This window comes from Bifidobacterium actinocoloniiforme DSM 22766 (genome assembly GCF_001263395.1).
GTDB lineage: Bacteria > Actinomycetota > Actinomycetes > Actinomycetales > Bifidobacteriaceae > Bombiscardovia > Bombiscardovia actinocoloniiformis.
Genome location: NZ_CP011786.1, coordinates 1,000,895 through 1,017,750 on the forward strand (window position 1 = coordinate 1,000,895; position 16,856 = coordinate 1,017,750).

Here is a 16,856-nt window from a genome sequence, read left to right on the forward strand (position 1 = left end):
CGCGTCCCACACCGGGCCAAGCCGCTCATGCGCGCTCATGACTCCTCCTCTTGCGCTCCTGCGAGGCGGGCGAGGGTGTCCAGGTCCATGAGCACGTACTGGTCCCCCATCTGCTTGCCGCCCTTGCCGGGACGGTGGAACACGACCATGCCGTAATCCGCGCCGGCGTTGAACGCCTCCTTCTTGGCCTGGTCCAGCCAAGTGGCGAGCTTGAACCGTGTCCAGTCCTTGCACTCCAGCACCAGGCTCTTGCCGCCGATGTAGAGGCCTTTGATGTCACCCTCATCGGCGTTGCCGTGCAGGGCCTCCCGGTGGATCATGCCCTCCGGGTCCCCGATACGGCCGCGCACATAGCCCAGCACCTGGGTCTCGAACGCCGTGCCCTTCCGCTTCTGCCGGCTCATGACTCCTCCCATGCGGGCCAGTCGCAGCCCATGCAATGACCTGACGCGCTTACAGCCCCACCGCACAGTGGGCACGTATGGTCAGGCTCGGGAGGCGTCTCCGGCCCATCCCACGCCGCCTCGAACGGCCTCGAATCCCATCTCATGGCCTCGCTCCTTCCGTTAATTGGCCCATGCTTACGCCGAACACCGGCGACTCGACATGCGGCCCGTACCTGTCTTCCTCGCCAACCCAATCCCGCAGATGGAAGTAATCCAGAACCGCGCGCGTGTACGGCATTACGTTCACCGAGGAGAACGCGAGGAAATCGTTCTTGTCGTTCTGGAGGAAGAACACGCCCTTGGTGACGCCGGTCAGGGTGTCCCCGTGTATCAGCACGGCGTTCATGCCGCGCAACGCCATGTTGAACACCAAAAAAGGGAACGCGCGGTCGGATATCTCCTGCCCCACGTACAGCCAGTCCTGCGGCCTGTACAGGAACGGATCGGTTTGCAGGCAGTGCGACCACCATCTGCTGATCAGCAGCCCACCGGTGCCCGCGGTCGGATCGTACGAGATGACGCCACGATGCGGGTCGTTGGAAGCCGAATCCGTCAAGTCCGACAAGAGGTCGCACACCTCGTCCGGCGTGAAGTCCTGCTTGTGTTTTCGCCGGTCCGCCTGCTCCTCCTCGAAATACGAGTGGAACCAGTCATGCGTGACATCCGTGTCCACATCCAGCATTTGCCGGAACACGCGCTCACGGTCGTCTTTGTCCAGTACGATCTCCATGACGCGCCCTGGGGCCTTGAACGGCTCGTCAATCCCGAGGACGCGGTTGATGGCGTCGGAATCGAGCTTAGAATTCGGGCTCACCGTTGCCACCCCCGAAGTCCTGCGCGCCCCACGGGTCGGACGTGGCAGGTTGCTGCTGTGATCGCGTCGCGCCCTGCCCGCCGCCCCAGGAGCCGGCCTGGCCCTGCTGCTGCCGGGGCTCGGAGTGGATGATGCCCACATGCCTGGCCGACACCTCCAGCGCCTGCCGGGCCTGCCCCTGCTTGTCCGTGTACTCGCGCACCTTAAGCCCCCCGTTGACCAGGAGCTTGGTGCCCTTATGGATGTACTTGGCCTGGTCCAAGGCCTGCTTTCCGTTCAACCGCACCCGGTACCAGGCGGTGCCCTGTTCCACCCAATTGTGCGACTGGTCCATGTAGCCCTGGTTCACGGCCACGCTCACCGTGGTCACGCTCCCGCCTTGGAAGGTCCGGGTCTCGGGATCGCCGCCAGCGTTCCCGGTCAATTCAATCGCCGTGCTCATGTTCAGATTCCTCTCTTCAACGCGTCCTTCAATTGTTTTGGTTGTGCCCAGTCTCGGCAGGGGTAGCGTTTGTCGATCGCGTGCGCGCACCGGTCGTCGCCTATGTCGGGCCTATGGCAGTGCTCGCATCTCCGCACCGCCCCATGCAACAGCCCACTGTCAGGGGTCACGCCGCCGCCTCCCCCATTCCGAGCGCCTTGCGCGTGCGCGACACCACCAGCTCAGGCGCGGACAGGAGGGCCTCCGCCGCCGCTTGCGACAGCGTGCCGGTCGACCCGGTCTCCTCCCCCGTCAACGCCGTCAACGCGCGCGCCGCCTGCGCCCTCGTGGAGACGCCGCCCTCCTTGAGCAGGCGATTGATCTCGGCGCGCTGCTCCTTGGACGCCATCAGCTCGGCCTCCGCCGCCGGCTCCCCGTCCCGCCCCTGGTCCGTGGGCTCCTCGACGCGCGCTTGCACGTCCGCGTCCCCTTGGTCCAGGTCATCCATCTCATCAGGCGTGTACGCCACACCGTACAAGGCTTCGGGGCAGGCCTCGCGGGCCACCGCGCTGATGGCCCGCCAGGTCAGCATCGTCATGGGCTGCTTACGGTAATTGTCGTTACCAGCCAAGCCCATCCGCTCGGCCCACGCCTTATCACGGGTCACGCTGATCGGATAGTCCGGGTCATCGGCGCGCACCACCGTGGCCGTCACGCTCACCGCCGCCTCATCCTTAGCGATGCGCAGCTTATGGCCAGCGCGCCGCACCTGGGCGGCGATCAGCTCCGCGCCCATCGTCGGCTTGCCCTTGATCACGTTGATCCGGTACAGGCTCTCAGCCGGGCTCAAGCCCATCGACTGGCCGAAACCGACCGCGACCAGGATGTTGGCCGGCTTGCCCTTATACGCGGCCGGGATGATGTCGCTGCTCTCCGCCAGCTTGGCCCACTGCATCTGATCGCGCAGCGCGCCGCCCGCCTCGGTCAGATCGCGTCCCATGCGTCCTCCTCATCATCCTCGTCCTCGCTGTCGCCGGCCTCCAAGCCCAGCACCTGCCGCGCCTGCCCGACCAGCTCCTGATCGGCGTAGATGTCATCCCAGGACTTGACCTTGCTGACCGCCACCGTGTCCGCCGTGCCCCTGGACAATTCCACGCCATCAGGAGTCTCGCCTCCGAACTGGCGTATCAGATGCTCGATCGCGTCATGCTTGGTGACCACATCCACCGGCATGAGCGTCTCCTCCACGCCGCTAGTCTCGCCATGCTCGTCCAACCACTCGGCGTACGCTCGCGGGTCCTTCACCCGCCACTTGGGCTCAGCGCCCCGCTTGGCCGTCACCACGCCCGTATGCGTCGTGTAATGCTCCCTCGGGTCCATCACGTCAGCCATGTATCCTTTGAGCGCGTCCACCCGCTCCGTGAGCACCCGCTGCATCGCCGTCGCCAGCGTGATCTGCTCAGCCGCCTCATACGGCGTCAGATCCCCATCCGCTATCTGATCCTGGATGCTCTTTTGCATCACTTATCCTCCTTAACGTCTCCATCGGCACTTATCTTGTCCGGCCCGTCCTCGAAGTGCACCGGCTCGAACGGGGCATATTGCGTGATTTCGCACAGATCGAGCGGGCTCGGGTCGGCAATGGGCTCCCCTCGATGCTGGACGAGCGCCGCCCGCCCCCACTCACTGACGACCCACACGTCACCTTCCCGGTCCCGGTAGTAGCCAGACTCCGTGGGCGGCTTGCGCAGGGACACGGATGCCACGCAATCGGCAAGACGCCATGCTTTGCTCGTGTCGTCGCGCTCCAGGATCGCCCGGTGGTCGCAGTCCGGGCCCAAGGTGATTAATGTAGGGGAGGTCAGCATCAGGTCCGTTACCCCAAAGCCGTTGCAAAATTTAACGTGCACATGCTTGCCCTCCAGCTGTTCAGCCGCCAGGCCCTCATACCATTCACTCAATTCGATTCCTTTCAATGCTTGTTGCTTATCCAGCTGACCCAGACGGCCAGTCCCAGCAGGAGGGCCGCGAGCGCTTGCTGCATCACTCCGCCCGCTCCACCCGCGCCCAAGCCCGCCAAGCCGCCGGCAGGCAGGCGAGGAGGACGGCTGTGTGCAGGATTGAGATGACGCCGTGCGCCAAGCCAGCCAGCAGCCATAGGATCGCCCACACGCTCAGCACGGCCGCGAGGGCCGCCGCGAGCGCATGCCACCAGTCACGCGCGGTCATGATTGCTTCTTCCCGTAGTTCAGGGATTGGGCGATCTCTTCAAGGTCGCCGGGGCGCCAATAGTAGGAATTTCCTATAAAGATTCCGTGGTCGCGCGCTAGTTTCATGAATGTGTCTTCGGGCATTCCCGCGAACAGTTGCCGTGCCTGGTTTTTATCGAGTAGTAATGGTTTCAGTTCACTCATGCCGTCACCTCCATGTTTGCGGTCATCCATATGAGCGCCGCGTAGATCAGTACCGCCACGGCCGCGGTGCCTGGCGTGACCGGCTGCTGCTCCCTCCCGATTCGGAGCACGGAGTTCACCATGCCCATGAGGAACAGGCCTATTAGCACCCATTGCTGCCAGGTCACGCCGCCACCTCCACTGCGTTCGAGCGGGCGGTGTTGAGGCGTTCCTCGCTTATCCGCCGCGCTATCAGACCTAATCCCTTCGCGGTCACCCGCAGTTGCGGGTGGAAGGCGAAGCTCGTGCCATCACGGTGCGTGCCCGTGGTCTTGTAGGCGCGCATCTCCAAATGCCCGGCATTGACGCGCTCCTGGTTAGCGACCCAATGCCCATCCCGCATGTAGGCCCATGCGTGCGAGCCGAGCCACGAGTACAGGTCCTTGACCCGCACCACGCCGCCGGCTTCGCTCAAGAGCTTGGCGGCCTCGGCCACCGAGTACGAGCCCTCGGCCGAGGTCAGCAGGTCCAAAGCGTCGGCCTTGGGAGCCAGCTCGGCGATACGCCCCTCCTGCTCCTCGATCGTCTTCTGCGCGATCAGCACCGCGCGGGCCATCGTCTCCTCAGGCGACTCAGCCTTCGGTATGTAGCCGCCAGTACGCCGGATCTGCGGGAGCACCTCATGCGTGACCCAACGCTGGAACCGTTTAGCCTCTGGCTTATCGCTACGCAAGATGATCTTGTACAGGCCAGATTCATTGACGATCCAGGCCTCGCCCTGACGACCTAGATTGAATCTAGACCGTTCATCCTCGTCCAGACGCTTAGCCAGGTCAGAAGCATTCTGCACTTCCAAAGCCTTGGCCACGTCCGAAAGCACCCACCAAGTGAGCCCGGTCTCGAACGTCAGCGTCCTAACCGAGTGCCCCTCGAAAACGAAAGGCCGTGGTGTTACTGTTGTAGATGACATTGGATTCACCTTTCTTTGTCACCGCCGCAGTGGCAGCTGCGGCATTTACTTACTTATGAGAAAACTGTGTATAGGATTTGCGATGGGCCCCTTACCCGAAGCGACTATGCCGAAGACATCAATCCCGCTTTACATCATGAGCCGTCCCGGTCCGAGCACAGCTCCACGATGATGGCCATCAACGTCCAAGCGACCATCATCGCCCCACTGACCCACTCCGGGTGCCACACCGTCACCAGCAACGCCACCAGCCACATGACCTGATGTTGCAAAGCATCCAACAACCGCATCAACGCAAACCCCCCATTCCTCAGCCCTCGTTTTTCCTGACCAGTTCCCATATGTCGCGCACGTCATCGGCTAGGTCCTTGGTGTTAGACCGCAATAGACCGTTGCTCAGCTCCCGTACCTCCCGCTGGTCCGAATTCTTCAAGGCCGACCACAAGCCAGTGAGCTGCGTATCCGCCCGCTCAAGCGAACGCAAAGTCCTACGCACCTGGAATCCGATAAGCCGAACACCCATACCCATCACCCCTAAGCCGTCAAACGCTGAGAAGAAGCAACTGGCACATCAGGCACTTCTCTGACCGTTGCAACTTCACCCGGCGTAAAACCGAACGCGCTGTACAATCCGACAATCAGCACCGGGGATGCCACCCCAGTGCGTTTAGCTTTGCTCAGCGCGCTTTCGCTGACTCCTAACGCACCAGCAAATGCACTCTCGGTTTTCAGACCACTCATGCGTTTCGCTCTTTCAAGAAAACCGTCCCTGAAAACCATCTGGTAGCTCAAAACCCCACCTCCTCGTATTCATAATGAAGATTTGTTTTTCGTGTTGAATATCAATATATCATCATGAAAATGTAAGTGTCAATACGAAAACACGCCCGCGTGTCTTGACATGAAGAGCAGTTTATTTCATAATGAAAAGCATGAACAAAGACGAATGGCTAGCCAAAGCAATGGGCGACGATAGTGTCAACGAGATGGCAACCAAAGCTGGTATTTCCTCGGCGACGGCATGGAGGCAGTACAACAACGCACTTGGCTTCTCCGCTGAAAACGTCATCCTCATCGCTCGCGCGTACCACAAGAACCCCATATCCGCTCTTGTTGCGTTCGGATACCTGCGACCCGACGAACCCGCCAGTGCCGGTACAGAACAGGCCTTGCGGGACGCCAGCGATGACGAACTTATGGACGAAATGGCACGGCGCCTCGCCAACGGTGCGGCCGCGAGGAACCAACGATGGGGGTCTCCCATCACTTTCAGCCCCGAAGACCTGGGCATCGCGGCCAACATGAACCCGGACAAAGACTCCGAAGCGAACACACCAGACGATTAAGCAAGCCCAAGAGGAAGGGGATCGATGCCCAAGATCGAGGATCTGTTTGCGCAGGCTGACCAGATGGGACTCAGCGTCCAGGAAGTCTACCTGCCCACAGGTTGCCAAGGCATCTATAACGACAAAACGAAGATGATTTGCCTAGACCCGCGCATGAATCAGCGGCAGCAGTTGTGCACTCTGCAGCATGAACTCATCCACGCCGAGCACGGCGACCAGGGATGCGGCCAGTCGACTTTGATGCGCAAGGCCGAATGCAGGACGAGAAGGGAAACTGCCCGCCGTCTGGTAACAACACTTGAGTACAAAATCGCGGAAACGGAATATGAGGGGCAGCCCTGGAGAATGGCTTGCGAGCTTGGAGTGACCGTGCAGGTCCTCAAGGATTATCAACGGTTCCTTGATGAATGCGCGATGGCCGCGCCCCTGCGAAACCGTTGGTGCGATGACCTCTACGCCTGCTAACGGTCAACGACGACGCGGCGGCGGAGGAGGCGGGCCCACCGGGGTCGGCGCATCCCGCCGCGGGGCCGGCCGGCGCTCGATGAACGGCTCCAGGAAGATTTCATCATGCTTGGGCGGCAATTCCACCCGCATATGATAGACGCCAGTGTTGTTGTCCTGCCGGATATGGGCCTGGGTCACCCCGCCCTCCTCAGGCACCTGGAAATAATGGCGCGAGGTCTGCAAGGGCGTCAGATAACCAGCCGACTCGCCATCCAACCACACCTCGATCGTCGGCCACCCCTCATACCGCCCGTCACGGATGTGCTCGCGCGTGACCAACACCCACATCCAAGCGCCCTTGCCATACCGGGCGAACTGCCCCTGATGCTCCCCGCGCTTCGCCACATCCACGCCCGCGCACTCCTCGACATCAGCGATCAGGCAGCCATCCGGCCGCGCGTTGCACGGCTCGCACCCGAACGCGGCACGGTAGCTGCGCCGGAACCGCGCCTCCTGCTCCTCGACGCTCTCCTCATGGTCAGGCCGCGGCTCCACCCGGTACCCCAACCGGCCCGGACGCCCGCCAGGGCCAGCCTCACCGTCAGGCGTCCGCCCCGACGCGTCATGCCTGCCCTTGGAGCCCTTGCCCTTCATCCTGACGGCACGCACCAGGCTGTAAGCGCCCAACCCCAGCAGCCCGACGATAATGCCCGCGACCGGACTCGCTATCACCAGGCACGCGAGTAAGAGCCCTACGACAATGTATCCAACCTTCTTCACAACCGCATCATACCAAGGCCCAGCCAAACGAACCGTCCACCCCTACCGGCGCGACTGGAGCGAGGACCCGATCGTAGGGGCATGACGCTATACACCCTGACTGATAGGCTGCTGTTGTCACGGGCGACAGTGGAGGTAAAGGGATGCGAAAGAAATACAGAGCGGCGCTGGTGTGTGCGGTCATCGTCGCCTGCCTATCAGGATGTGGAGAGACCCACAGGCAGGCGACGGCCACAGGGACGACGGAAGCACCAACCCCAAGCCAGGAGACCACGACTGAACCGACACTCCCCAATGGACTGTCCGGGTCATGCACGGGAGATCCGGCAAACCCAAATCATCTGCACCAGGTGAACCTGTCCACCTCCGAGGGGCAGCTCAACATCTCGATACCGAACGCCGATGACATGATCCTCGTGGACGTTGGCTACTACATCAACATCCATGCCGGGGCGTCAGCGTGGACGCAGGTAAGGATCGAGCACTCGGAGCAAACGGGCACCAACAAGGTCACCGTACAGAAGATGTTCTCCAACGAGTCCGTAAAAAACATCGGCACCTTCGACGTTGACAAGGGCAACAACAACGCCCTCAACGTCTCGGTCCCATCCTCGGAAATCACTGGGGACCAGGACCTGACCTGGAACGCCGCGCTTGACATGAACGGAAAGGACCTGGCATTCTGCCCGGCCCACCAAGAGGATAAAGTCCCACTGCAATGATTCTTCTCGGCCCCGCTTCGGCGGGGCCTTTCCGTATCCGTCCAGTCATTTAAACCAACGACACACACGGCCGCAAGCCCCGGCATTCCGGGGCTTGCGCATTTAACGCCGTCTTGCCTGGGCGCGACGTCAAGGGTCTGTTTCGTCCCTGCGCCTACATGCTTCGGCGGGGCTTTCGCATAAGAGGGAAGAGGGATCCGCGATTCCAGCCTGTCACCAATCGATGGGGGCTCGAAGATCACGAACCAGTTTCTTGCTGTTTCCTGGCAACGAATGAAACCCATGATCTCGATACCAAGGCACCAGATCCTCGTTCAACGCCTGGACATACATGGCGCGACAGCCCACGTTCTCCGCCAGAGACCTTGCTTTCATTATCGCCTCTTTCAGCAGCAGGGGACCTTGTCTATCGCATCCAAGCGACTTTCGTCCCCCATGCCGGAACTTCTGGTTAACACCAAGCCTTCCAAGCAGAACGCACGGAATGTTCCCGGTAATGCCCATCCCGGGTTTCACATCCTCCGGCAAGGCTCTGAACTGCAGATAATACATGTTCAAAGAGAAAAAACCGATTATCGTACCATCCGTACCCAAGGCGACATAAACGGTGCAGCTTCCATGCTCCTGCTGTTCCCAAGCGTCCTTCTGGAGCCAGATATCGATTTCGGATTCGCCGCAAAGGAACTTGTCCAGTTCTATGGTTTCATCGAGTTTGACAACCCTGTCCCACAGTACGCCGCTCCCCATGCAACCCCCTCGTGCGTCACTCTGCCAGAAAGGATTTCAGCCAGTCGGCGTCTTCCTGGGTGATGAATGTCCGGTCAGACACATCAGCCAGGTTCGGTATCGGTGCCGCATGGCTCTTGGAAGGATCCGCCTGCAATGCGGAATAATAATCCAGCATGCTCTCCCGCGTTATGACTTTTTCGCCGGATTTCCTCGCATCAGACCACGGATCCTCGGCATGGCTCATTTCCTCAAGCCTGTCTCCAAGGTCCCCGTCCTCAACATCCCTGTACGATTCCATGACACGATCGACCAGAGACCGCTCCTCCAAGGCCAGCCCGTCGGCATCTCCGTCGGGAATCTCACGCGGGAAGAGGTACTTATGACCCTTACAATACGTAAAGACCTCCGGCACTACAGGGCCATGCTCCCACGCCTCGATCGGTTCATCAAACAGTTCCCGGTCCTTTGCCACAAGCATCCATGACTGGCAGTAATAAAGCAGCTTCTGCAGTGCGAATGTCGTGGTCATGTGACCCTGTGCATCCCTTTGTTCAAGGATATAACGGGCGACGTCCTTTGCTTTCGCCATGCTTTTCACCACCTTCTCGTGCCCCAAAGTCGTGGGACGTGGAACTCCCCCACACCACTATGCCAATCGGCCAATTTTACTCGCAAGCAAATTATAGCAGCGACGCATTACATAATCCAAGCCAGCCGATTACTCGATGCCGAGCGCGTTGTCAAGTTTGAGCATGGCCTGTTTGCGTTCGTCCAGGCCGGCGGTCCGGTAGCCATGGTCATGGCCTCGCTGGAGTGGACTCTCCAGCGCTGGTCTTGGGTTTCCTGCCGCCTACGCCTTTACGTGACTTGACCCATTCGTCGTGCCGCTGGCGTTCCTCGGCGTCAATCTCCTCCTGGGTGCGTTCCCTGCCAGCGGGCAGAAGGGTTTGAGGCAGGTTGAGGGCCTGGGGTATGGCTTGGACGGCGTCGGCGCGCTGCTCGGCGTCCACAGTGGTGTAGATGTCGTCCACTTTGACGCTGGTGTGGCCGATCATCTCCTCGATGGCCTTGGTGTCCTTGCCGGCCCGGCGCATGAGGGTGACGGCGCTGTAACGGGTCTCGTGCCCGGTGCGCTCCCGGGGGTCCATGCCAGCCGCCGCGACCAGCGCTTTGAACTCCCGGGTGTCCTTGGCCCATATGCGCGGCGACCCGTCGCGCTCGCGGAAGATGAGACCGTAAGGGTTGGGCCAGTCCTCGGTGGCCTGTAAATAGAAGCACATGACCTGGGCGAGCTCGGGCACGATTGGCACCGGCCTGGCCTTGCCCGACTTGGGGGCGACCAAGCACAGGCGTCCGGTCAGATGCTCCATGAGGTACCCGTCGGGGACGCGCCACTTGGCGTCCGGGCACAGCCCCCCCGTGGAGCGGCCGCATGGCCAGCGGCCGTCGACCTTGGGACCGCACCCGTGGTCGCGGGGTATTTGCGCCAACGAGCGCCTTAGATCGTACCAGGGGCGCTGCCCGTCCAGGTGGAGGTATTTGAGCTGGGCGCCGAGGATCTCGGACTGGCGCATGCCCGTGAACAGGCGCCACCACCAGATGGCGGCCTGGCTTGGCGGCATGTCGAGGGTGGCCATGAGCAGGGACTTGAGCTCGGGCACGCTGAACGCCCGCCGACCCGTGTCCACCTCGGACAGGCCGCGCACTTTGACGCCTTTGACCGGGTTGATCTGGATGACCCTATCGCCCAGGGCCAGGTCGAATATCTGGTCCAGGCACGTCCATAATTGGTGCCGGTAGCTGACGGAGCGGCCGTCCTCCTTGGCGCGGTCGAGGATGCGCTGGATGGTGGTGGGGACGAAGTCCGCGATGCGCAGACTCATCCAGTCCTTGCAGTACTTCTCCACGCAGGTGCGGTAGGCGCCCCAGGTGGACGGGGCGACGCGCTGCTGGGCGGAGGAGAGGAAGAGGTCGGCGTATTTGCGCAGGCTGGCGCTCTTGTCGCTGATGGCGCCGGTGTCGCGTATCTCCTTGCGTGCGGCGGCGAGCTTGGCCTTGACTTCGGCGCTGGTCTTGCCGGTGAAGGTCTTTCGGATGCGCTTGCCGTCGGCGTCGTAGCCGAGGTCGAGCCGGACCTTCCAGCGTTGCACCCGCTTGCGTTCGATCGTGCCGTCGCTCTTTTTAACGGTGTATGAGCTCCAGTAGGTGTACGGCTTGGCGGCCCCGGTCCCACGGCTCTTCGGCATCTAGATTCCTCCCCCAAAAATGTTTGTGCCCCATTTGTGCCCCATCCTACTACAGGCTAGTAGGGGTATAGTAAGGATGTAGTAAGGCTGTAATCGTTGCAATTCCGCCATTCTTGTTTGTCGGCGCCGCCTTAAATATAATCCAATCGCCAGACTTCTAATCTGTAGGTCGCGAGTTCGAGTCTCGCCGGGGTCACGAAGGGGTAGCGACCAGGTTGGGCGATCGTCACTTCCACGAAGCCGCCTTGGGCCGGTTGGAGGGCCAAGGCCTTGCTAGCGGGCGAACCGGTGGCGGGGGCGGCCAACTGGGCGTCAGTCCGGCCTGGCTGGGTGATCAGGTAGCGGCCCTCGGACCAGACCGTGTCGAACTGGGCTCCAATCAGGTGGAAGGACAGGGGCAGGTTGGGGCCCGCGTTCAAGAGCCACAAGCGGACCCTGCCGCCGGCCGGCGCTGTGAGCGGGTGGGCATCGTACTGGTATGGCCTACCGTTGAAAGCCATCAAGTCGGGGCGCATGGCGGCAAGCTTGCCCGGATCCGCGCCGTCCCCATCGCCTCCCAGGTAGAGCTCGGATTGGGTCAGCACGTATTCGGCGTCCACCGCCGGCAGGGTCCCATCATCCACGACCACAGCGCCGAACATGCCATTGGCTATGTGCAAGGCCATGGGCTCGGAGCTGCAGTGGTACATCCAGATGCCCGCATGGTCGGCCTTGAACGTGTATTCCAGGCTTTGGCCGGGCTCAATCGGCCGCATCATCCGCTCCGGGAGCGCTGGCCCGGCATGGAAGTCAATCGAGTGGCTCATACTCCCCTCGTTGCGGATAGTCATGTGGAAAGTATCGCCCACCCGCCCGCGCAGAACCGGCCCCGGGCTCATCGGGCGCGTGTCGCCCTTACCACCACGCGGGTCATCGCCATCATCGTAGGACCACACCATGCGGGTCAGTCCCGGCGCCAGCGGTTCCCGGCACTCCCGGATGACGAGTGTGCAGGACCGCAGGCCGTCAGGCGCTGGTTTCAGGGCAGGCAGACCGGCGTCGAAAGGCTGGACCGAACCAGCGAACTTCTTCGCTTGGGCGGCAATAGGGACCGCAGCATTCCCGACCGGCTCCCAGCTTTGCCCGGCGGTCCGCGCCGCGCCACCGGCAGCCGTGATGGTCAGGACCATGCCCATCTGCCGGTGGCCAGGCAGGGAGCACCAGCCTCCGGTGCTGGCTGTGATGACGCCTAAATCCACGCGGGCGTGGCCTCCGTGCGGCAGGACGCCGGTCCCCTGCCCGCTGGCGAAGACCAGGTCGTGGCGCTGGTCGCCGGTGTTGCTGAAGTCCACAACCAACCGGTCACCGGCATTCACCCGGATGGTGGAAGGGCTGAAGGACATGCCCGAGACCCGCACATCGACCCTCCGGGTTCGTCCGGTAGGAACCACCATCGCACCGGACCCCGTCGCGGCAGCCTTCTGTCCGGCTCCCGCATTGGCCTCGCTCTGGGCGCCGCCCAGGGGAGAGGCCAACCCGCCCGGTAGTCCCACCGCAATCAGTGAGAAAGCCAAAAGGATCAAGGCCGTCACCGCCGTGGAAACACCCATCACAGCCTTCCTATGGCGGTCCGGCAACCACCCCGACCAGGCCAGCGGCCGCTCGGAAGGCGAGCTCGAAGCGGAAGCGCCATGCATCCTCAGGTAGCGCTTGCGCTCCAGCACCCCCTCGCTCCTGACCGTAAGCAGGAAAACGGAGGCCATCAGGGACAGGAGTCCAAGGATGCTGACGAGGTCACCGGACTGCCAGAGCCCGGTCAGCGATTGGATCGTGCCCAAGAGCCGCAAGACCAAGCCAGCCTGCACGAGAGCCAAGTCCAGCTTCAACACCGGGTGAAAGGGCATGGGCCGGCGGGTGATCGACGGCACTATCATGCAGACGTGGGCGATGACCATCGTCATGACGAAACCAATGGCCAGGGCGTGCAGGGCCATGTCCTTCCAATATCCGCCACCGCCGGCGGGCCCCACCATCCAAATCAGCGCCGCCATCAATCCCCAGGCGTAGGCGATCAACATGCACAGGCCCATAAAGCCCGGTAGCCCACGACGCCGCCAAGTGGAGCGAGCCACGTCATGCCTGACCATAACAGCCAATAGCAGACCCAGCGCCAGCCCCAGAAGGGGGTACCCCCAAGACGGGCGGAAATCTGCCCAGGCAACAGGAGTGCGGTCAGCATGCTCAGCGCCAGCACGCCGGCCTCCAGCCTCGGCTCGGAAAAGACGGCCCGGGCCAGCTCCACCCGCTCCCCCACAATCGACAGCACCGGGAACGACAGCCAAGTTGGGGACAGGATGAAAGCCTCCACACCGCCAGTCCACATCAGCGCCCCAGCCAAACCCACCAGTGCTGCCAGGAACTGAACCAGCACCGCAATGGAAGGCTGCCGCCGCCAGATAGCCAGGTATATCAGGCAGAGGAGGAAGGTGGAAGCGCACCAGCAGAGCCCGGCGCCGGGTCGGGCCCAAGCGCCCAGCCTCCCGCAACCGGGCAGCGCGGCAGTAGCAGTGAAGGCCAGGACCACGAGCAGACCGAGAGCCCCGAACGCGGGAGCCAGGAAGCACCATCTGACCGTTCGCCTGCCGCCACCCCTGTAAGCCGCGGCCCGCTCAAGGCTGATCGCCGAGCCCAAGAAGCCGTAAATCATCAAAGCCCCGTGGAAGTCCGCCAAAATCAAGGGCGACCCTACCTCCAAGAGGCCGGAGCGGACCGACGCGGCTAACAAGCCAAGCATGGCCGAGAGCCCCGCACCCAGCAGGAGCGCCACCCGCGCTTTGGGGAAGGCCACCGCCCTCCCAGTCGGCCTGGTCCGCCCTTCCGTTTCCATAGCCGCTGCTCCCATCCGTCGGACCTCTGCGCCCGGCTTGCACAACATTGGTCAACGGCCACTAATCTAAGAGCCCCGCCTGCGACTCGCCAGAACCGCAATGGGCAGGCCCGGCTTGACACATCCGAGGTGACGGTAACGAGCAGCGAATGTCATCGTGCCCGCCTGCATCCTGACTGGAACTTCCACCCATCCACCCCCCGCCTTATCCTTGGTGGACTGTCCGAGCCGCTTGCGGGCGGCGGTCCACGATTGTGGGGTGACGAGTATGACGTATGTGATTGCGCAGCCGTGTGTGGATGTGAAGGATAAGGCTTGCGTGGATGAGTGCCCGGTGGATTGCATCTACGAGGGTCCGCGTGACCTGTACATCAATCCTGACGAGTGCGTGGATTGCGGGGCGTGCGAGCCGGTGTGCCCGGTGGAGGCGATCTTCTACGAGGACGACCTGCCCGAGGATTGGGCCTGGTACAAGGACGCGGCCGTCGACTTCTTCGGCCAGGTCGGCAACGCGGGCGGCGCCCAGGCCCACGGCCCCTACGACCACGACCACCCCCAAGTCGCAGCCCTGCCACCGCAGGATGCGTTCGTCTGCGTGCAGGAGCAAACCAAGACCCAGCGCGCCGTATGGGTTCCCCGGAACGAGGTGGAGGGGGCATGACAGGAGGCGCGGACCCGGCGGGGGCGAGCGCGCGAGGCTTGGACGCCTTCCATCGAGCCCAAGAGCTGGAGGACCAGGTGGTGCAAGGCTCTTTCCCTGATTTCCTGGACGGGCCGGTGGATCAGGCGGCCCGCCGCCTCCTAGGCTGCTTTCTCCTGCGCGATTATGAGGACGGGGGCCGTTCGATTGTGCGCATCGTGGAGACCGAGGCCTACGACCAGAACGACCCGGCCAGCCACGCCTATCACGGCCGCAGCGAACGCAACGCGGCCCTATTCGGCCCTTCGGGCCATCTCTACGTCTATTTCACCTATGGGATGCATTACTGCTGCAACATCACCTGCGATCAAGACGGCTTCGGCGCCGGAGCGCTGATTCGCGCCTGCCAGCCCGTCGCCGGACTCAGCCTGCTAAAATCCCACCGCCACGGCCGCCATCCCGACCGCGACCTGACCAATGGTCCAGCCAAGCTCTCCCAAGCCATCGCGGTGGATAAGACCTTGTACGCACACGACTTGCGCCAGCCTCCTCTTCGCCTGGTCCAGGGCGGCTTGCAGACCGGGGAGCGGGTGGAAGCCACGGTCCGCATCGGCATCTCCAAGGCCAAGGACGCCCGTCGCCGCTATATCATCGCCGGCAACCCCTACGTCTCCTGAGCGGATCAGCCAAGCGGAAGGGAGCGGGACGCTATTCGATCAGGCAAGCCATAGCCAGCAGGATGGCGAGGAAGAGGACGTTAAGCAAGGTATAAATTTTCAGGTACCGGCCCTTTGACTGCGGGTATTTCTTGCCCACGGCCTTATAGGAAATCAAGGAAGCCATCGAGGCGATCAACGTGCCCAAGCCACCCAGGTTGGTGCCGACGATGATCTGCCGCCAGGACGAAGAGAAGCCAGAGACCAGCAGGGCCGTGGGCACGTTGCTGATCACCTGGCTGCAGGCCACGGAAGTGACCAGCGGATATGCGCCGACCAGTCCGGAGACAAGGTTGTAGAAGGCGGGGATGCGGCGGGCGTTGCCGATGAAGATGAAGAAGGCCGTGAAGGTGAGCAGGAGCCCCCAATCCACTTGCAGGAAGACCCGACGGTCGCATAGGAGGAAGCCGAAGGCCACGATCGCCACCATGGCCCACTGGGGGACAATCCCGCCCACGCCAAGCAAGCAGACCAGGAACAGGGCGCTGTACACCGCCAAGCGCCAGCCCTGGATGGGAGCCACTTGGACCTGGGGGTGGATGCCGTCGGATTCGGGCGCCAGAACCGAGCGCTGGATGTTGGAAGCCCCCATCCGCTCCAGCGATGAGACACGTTTGGGGCGGAACTCCAGGCAAACCGCCAGGGTGAGCAGGACGGCCGAAGCAAGCGTGTAGGGGGCCATCAGCGCCAGGAAGGACGAGGTTGGGATGCCGGACCGGGCTTTGAGGTAGAGATTGTGAGCGTTGCCGATAGGGGTGAGCATGGAACCGAGGTTGGCACCCAGTGTCATTAGCGAGGCCAGCAGAAAGATGCGATCCTCCAAACCTGCCATGACCAGGACCGCGATGGCGAACGGGATGAAGGTGACCAGGGCCACGTCGTTCGTAATCAACATGCTGGTCAGGAAAGGCAGGGCGACAAGCACCAGCGCCAGGCCGCGTACCGTGCGCACGCGCGCCAGCAGGTTGGAGCCAATCAGGTGGAAAAGGCCTATCCGCTGGAATCCGGCGACCACCGCCATTAGGGAACCCAGCTGGGCCAAGGTGTTCCAATGGACGTAGCTAGCGTACAGGTGGTCAGGGTGCACGAAACAGCAGGAGATGATGGCGATGACAGCGGCTACGACGAATACGGTTTCGTTCTTGAGCAGCCCTAGGGCCCACTGTCGCATCGCCGCCTCCGACTCGGTGTCCATTCCGCAATCAAGTGTACGCTGACCGCCCCTGCGCCCCGCCAAAGAAGCGGATTTTCGGAACGCGCCGGGCAGTGGCTCATCCCCTGCGCAATGAACGGGCCCTCCCGAATGGTTGCTTCAACCAG

Annotated in this window: 24 protein-coding genes and 1 pseudogene; 5 read left to right on the forward strand and 20 right to left on the reverse strand. The window is 62.4% G+C overall.

Translation table 11 applies throughout. The features are described 5' to 3' along the window. Window positions 1-35: 35 nt before the first annotated feature. From AB656_RS04065 to AB656_RS07815, 13 genes are all read right to left on the reverse strand, one after another. A complete protein-coding gene (locus AB656_RS04065) occupies window positions 36-404 on the reverse strand; it encodes a hypothetical protein (RefSeq protein ID WP_033504770.1) in 369 nt (122 codons plus the stop codon). Between the two features lie 142 nt (window positions 405-546). Continuing rightward, window positions 547-1,269 (reverse strand): N-6 DNA methylase, encoded by a 723-nt coding sequence (locus AB656_RS04070; protein WP_201777313.1) that lies wholly within the window; start codon window positions 1,267-1,269, stop codon window positions 547-549. Next, window positions 1,244-1,702 carry a single-stranded DNA-binding protein gene (locus AB656_RS04075; RefSeq protein ID WP_033504771.1) on the reverse strand — a complete coding sequence of 153 codons (459 nt, stop codon included), beginning with the start codon at window positions 1,700-1,702 and terminating at the stop codon, window positions 1,244-1,246. Before AB656_RS04075 ends, AB656_RS04070 begins: the two co-directional genes overlap by 26 nt. A 166-nt stretch (window positions 1,703-1,868) precedes the next feature. After that, the gene (locus AB656_RS04080; RefSeq protein ID WP_051905332.1) at window positions 1,869-2,681 is read right to left on the reverse strand and encodes a hypothetical protein; all 813 of its coding nucleotides are present in this window, start codon (window positions 2,679-2,681) and stop codon (window positions 1,869-1,871) included. Further along, window positions 2,666-3,202, reverse strand: a complete 537-nt coding sequence (locus AB656_RS04085; protein WP_033504772.1) for a hypothetical protein — start codon at window positions 3,200-3,202, stop codon at window positions 2,666-2,668. The genes AB656_RS04080 and AB656_RS04085 overlap by 16 nt, the downstream gene beginning before the upstream one ends. Then, the gene (locus tag AB656_RS04090) at window positions 3,202-3,657 is read right to left on the reverse strand and encodes a hypothetical protein (RefSeq protein WP_144418931.1); all 456 of its coding nucleotides are present in this window, start codon (window positions 3,655-3,657) and stop codon (window positions 3,202-3,204) included. The genes AB656_RS04085 and AB656_RS04090 overlap by 1 nt, the downstream gene beginning before the upstream one ends. 67 nt (window positions 3,658-3,724) lie before the next feature. Further along, window positions 3,725-3,910 carry a hypothetical protein gene (locus AB656_RS04095; RefSeq protein WP_033504774.1) on the reverse strand — a complete coding sequence of 62 codons (186 nt, stop codon included), beginning with the start codon at window positions 3,908-3,910 and terminating at the stop codon, window positions 3,725-3,727. Further along, window positions 3,907-4,095: a hypothetical protein gene (locus AB656_RS04100; RefSeq protein WP_033504775.1), complete on the reverse strand. Its 189-nt coding sequence runs from the start codon at window positions 4,093-4,095 to the stop codon at window positions 3,907-3,909. Before AB656_RS04100 ends, AB656_RS04095 begins: the two co-directional genes overlap by 4 nt. After that, entirely contained in the window at window positions 4,092-4,262 is a 171-nt protein-coding gene (locus AB656_RS07945; protein WP_156097186.1) for a hypothetical protein, read from the reverse strand. The genes AB656_RS04100 and AB656_RS07945 overlap by 4 nt, the downstream gene beginning before the upstream one ends. Next, on the reverse strand, window positions 4,259-5,044 hold the full coding sequence (locus AB656_RS04105; RefSeq protein ID WP_081924873.1) for a phage antirepressor: 786 nt from the start codon (window positions 5,042-5,044) through the stop codon (window positions 4,259-4,261). The genes AB656_RS07945 and AB656_RS04105 overlap by 4 nt, the downstream gene beginning before the upstream one ends. A 134-nt stretch (window positions 5,045-5,178) precedes the next feature. Then, the gene (locus tag AB656_RS07950) at window positions 5,179-5,334 is read right to left on the reverse strand and encodes a hypothetical protein (protein WP_156097187.1); all 156 of its coding nucleotides are present in this window, start codon (window positions 5,332-5,334) and stop codon (window positions 5,179-5,181) included. Between the two features lie 20 nt (window positions 5,335-5,354). After that, on the reverse strand, window positions 5,355-5,567 hold the full coding sequence (locus AB656_RS07955) for a hypothetical protein (protein WP_033504776.1): 213 nt from the start codon (window positions 5,565-5,567) through the stop codon (window positions 5,355-5,357). 11 nt (window positions 5,568-5,578) lie between these two features. Continuing rightward, complete coding sequence (locus AB656_RS07815) at window positions 5,579-5,836, reverse strand: hypothetical protein (RefSeq protein WP_144418932.1); 258 nt, start codon at window positions 5,834-5,836, stop codon at window positions 5,579-5,581. A 140-nt stretch (window positions 5,837-5,976) separates the two neighbouring features. On the opposite strand from AB656_RS07815, the gene AB656_RS04115 reads away from it, so the two are divergent. Both AB656_RS04115 and AB656_RS04120 read left to right on the forward strand, forming a co-directional pair. Then, window positions 5,977-6,390 (forward strand): hypothetical protein, encoded by a 414-nt coding sequence (locus tag AB656_RS04115; RefSeq protein WP_051905334.1) that lies wholly within the window; start codon window positions 5,977-5,979, stop codon window positions 6,388-6,390. A gap of 24 nt (window positions 6,391-6,414) precedes the next feature. Then, a complete protein-coding gene (locus tag AB656_RS04120) occupies window positions 6,415-6,855 on the forward strand; it encodes an ImmA/IrrE family metallo-endopeptidase (protein WP_051905335.1) in 441 nt (146 codons plus the stop codon). Between the two features lie 3 nt (window positions 6,856-6,858). On the opposite strand, the gene AB656_RS04125 is transcribed toward AB656_RS04120, so the two are convergent. After that, complete coding sequence (locus AB656_RS04125) at window positions 6,859-7,617, reverse strand: hypothetical protein (protein WP_033504777.1); 759 nt, start codon at window positions 7,615-7,617, stop codon at window positions 6,859-6,861. 143 nt (window positions 7,618-7,760) lie between these two features. Here AB656_RS04125 and AB656_RS07820 point away from each other — a divergent pair, with 143 nt between their 5' ends. Then, window positions 7,761-8,339: a hypothetical protein gene (locus AB656_RS07820; protein ID WP_144418933.1), complete on the forward strand. Its 579-nt coding sequence runs from the start codon at window positions 7,761-7,763 to the stop codon at window positions 8,337-8,339. 213 nt (window positions 8,340-8,552) lie between these two features. Here the strand turns inward: AB656_RS07820 and AB656_RS04135 are convergent, their stop codons facing one another. From AB656_RS04135 to AB656_RS07830, 5 genes are all read right to left on the reverse strand, one after another. Next, on the reverse strand, window positions 8,553-9,086 hold the full coding sequence (locus AB656_RS04135) for a GNAT family protein (protein ID WP_033504779.1): 534 nt from the start codon (window positions 9,084-9,086) through the stop codon (window positions 8,553-8,555). A gap of 16 nt (window positions 9,087-9,102) precedes the next feature. Continuing rightward, complete coding sequence (locus AB656_RS04140) at window positions 9,103-9,657, reverse strand: Panacea domain-containing protein (RefSeq protein WP_051905336.1); 555 nt, start codon at window positions 9,655-9,657, stop codon at window positions 9,103-9,105. Between the two features lie 208 nt (window positions 9,658-9,865). After that, a complete protein-coding gene (locus tag AB656_RS04145) occupies window positions 9,866-11,314 on the reverse strand; it encodes a tyrosine-type recombinase/integrase (RefSeq protein WP_034983453.1) in 1,449 nt (482 codons plus the stop codon). A gap of 131 nt (window positions 11,315-11,445) precedes the next feature. After that, a complete protein-coding gene (locus tag AB656_RS07825) occupies window positions 11,446-13,371 on the reverse strand; it encodes a multicopper oxidase domain-containing protein (RefSeq protein ID WP_201777314.1) in 1,926 nt (641 codons plus the stop codon). Then, window positions 13,365-14,180 carry a hypothetical protein gene (locus AB656_RS07830; RefSeq protein WP_152593107.1) on the reverse strand — a complete coding sequence of 272 codons (816 nt, stop codon included), beginning with the start codon at window positions 14,178-14,180 and terminating at the stop codon, window positions 13,365-13,367. The genes AB656_RS07825 and AB656_RS07830 overlap by 7 nt, the downstream gene beginning before the upstream one ends. 268 nt (window positions 14,181-14,448) lie before the next feature. Between AB656_RS07830 and fdxA the strand changes: the two are divergent. Further along, a pseudogene (fdxA, locus tag AB656_RS04165) lies at window positions 14,449-14,763 on the forward strand (ferredoxin); the annotation flags it as partial. A 74-nt stretch (window positions 14,764-14,837) separates the two neighbouring features. Next, the gene (locus AB656_RS04170) at window positions 14,838-15,497 is read left to right on the forward strand and encodes a DNA-3-methyladenine glycosylase (protein ID WP_081924874.1); all 660 of its coding nucleotides are present in this window, start codon (window positions 14,838-14,840) and stop codon (window positions 15,495-15,497) included. Between the two features lie 31 nt (window positions 15,498-15,528). Here the strand turns inward: AB656_RS04170 and AB656_RS04175 are convergent, their stop codons facing one another. Next, window positions 15,529-16,707 (reverse strand): SLC13 family permease, encoded by a 1,179-nt coding sequence (locus AB656_RS04175; protein WP_033503643.1) that lies wholly within the window; start codon window positions 16,705-16,707, stop codon window positions 15,529-15,531. Window positions 16,708-16,856: the final 149 nt, after the last annotated feature.